Here is a 1,340-nt window from a genome sequence, read left to right as displayed (position 1 = left end):
TGCAGCGCCTCGCGGTCGAGCGCCTTCGGCAGACGCACCAGGTTCGTGTAGCCCGCACCCTCCATCAGCGCGACCGCGCTGTCGTTGATCCCCTCCAACAGCAGGACGCGGATGTCGGCACGGGAGCGGGGCGGGGAAGAGGTCATGTGCGGTGCGCCGGTTCGGATGCTGCGGCGCACAGATGCGATTTCACCGCCGCGGGTCAAGCGTCGCGGGCCGGCCCACGATCGGGGTGGCCTCGCACCGATCCGGGACTTGCGCGGAGGCCCGGGGTCGAACACTCTACGCGGGTCCGGGACCGGAGAACATCCGATGCGCACATCGCGCCGCGCGCGTTCGACACGCGATGACCGGCCCGGGAGCGCCCCGGCGAGCCGGGGCAGCGCGGGGCCGGAATCGGGGCAGCGCCCCCTGCCGGAATGCCTGACCCGCTTTCTCGACATGCCGACGCCCGGCCGGCCGATGCCGGCCGCGACGCCGCCGCGGGCCGTATCGCGCCGGCCGGCCAACCGGGCACTGCGCGGCGCGCTCGTCTGGGCGCTGCTCTACAACCTGATCGGGCTCACGTTCATCGCCCTGCTCTGGCAGGCGATGCCCTGAGCCCGGTCCCGCGGGTCAGCGCGCCTCGCTGACCCGCCGGGTCGCGCGCTGCTCCTGCTTGTAGGCCGTGATGGCCGAGGAGCAGGCGGGCGTGAGCTTCTTCATGTTGGCCTTGAAGCAGGCCTCCACCTCCGGGCCGCCGGGGGCGTGCTCGCTGCAATACTCCATGTAGTCGCCGGTGCAGGCGCGCTTGAGCGCGTCGCGGGCCGGGGATTGCTGCGCGAGCGCCGCGGCCGGGACGAGGCTGAGGCCGATGGCGAGGAACGCCGCCTTGCTCGGGGTCATGGGAAGTCCTGTCGTTTCCGGTGCCGCCGGACGGGCCGGGCGGCGAGGCGGCAGGGCGCATGATCCCGAAGGATGGCGTCAGCGTGACGAGGAGGCGGCGACCGGAAGATCCGCGGCGCGCGCCCGTCCTCAGCCCGCGCCGTAGCCGCCCTTCGCGTTGTCCGGCGCGCGGCTCGGGGAATGGTCGTCGTAGCCGCCCGTCTCGGGCCCCGGGTCGGGGGCGGGGGCCGGATGGCCGGGCGCGTGCGGGCCGGCCTCGCCGGCCTCCACGATGCGGCGCTCTCCGGGGGAGAGACGCTGGTTCAGGTCGGGCGCGGGGCGCGCGGTCCCGGGCGCGGTGCGGGGGTCGTCGGGCTGGGACATGTGGCGGATGCTCCCGTGGTCTGAAGGAGCAAGGCGGTCCGGTCCGCCCGGGTTCCGCGGTGGGACCGGGGCGCCCGGGCCGGCGGGGGCCG

3 protein-coding genes and 1 pseudogene are annotated in these 1,340 nt (G+C 75.1%); 1 reads left to right on the top strand and 3 read right to left on the bottom strand.

The window, feature by feature from the left end:
* A pseudogene (locus tag AX737_RS35315) lies at positions 1-146 on the bottom strand (phosphoglycerate dehydrogenase); the annotation flags it as partial.
* A 166-nt stretch (positions 147-312) separates the two neighbouring features.
* Between AX737_RS35315 and AX737_RS03140 the strand changes: the two are divergent.
* Entirely contained in the window at positions 313-600 is a 288-nt protein-coding gene (locus tag AX737_RS03140; RefSeq protein ID WP_066918926.1) for a hypothetical protein, read from the top strand.
* 15 nt (positions 601-615) lie between these two features.
* Here AX737_RS03140 and AX737_RS03135 read toward each other — a convergent pair whose 3' ends face one another.
* Positions 616-885 carry a hypothetical protein gene (locus AX737_RS03135; protein WP_066918924.1) on the bottom strand — a complete coding sequence of 90 codons (270 nt, stop codon included), beginning with the start codon at positions 883-885 and terminating at the stop codon, positions 616-618.
* Between the two features lie 129 nt (positions 886-1,014).
* Entirely contained in the window at positions 1,015-1,248 is a 234-nt protein-coding gene (locus tag AX737_RS03130) for a hypothetical protein (protein ID WP_066918922.1), read from the bottom strand.
* Between the last annotated feature and the right edge of the window lie 92 nt (positions 1,249-1,340).

This window comes from Methylobacterium sp. CCH5-D2, assembly GCF_001556475.1.
GTDB classification, from domain to species: Bacteria; Pseudomonadota; Alphaproteobacteria; order Rhizobiales; family Beijerinckiaceae; genus Methylobacterium; species Methylobacterium hispanicum.
Note: the sequence above shows the minus strand (reverse complement) of the source record. Positions and strands in the feature narration are given on the sequence as shown.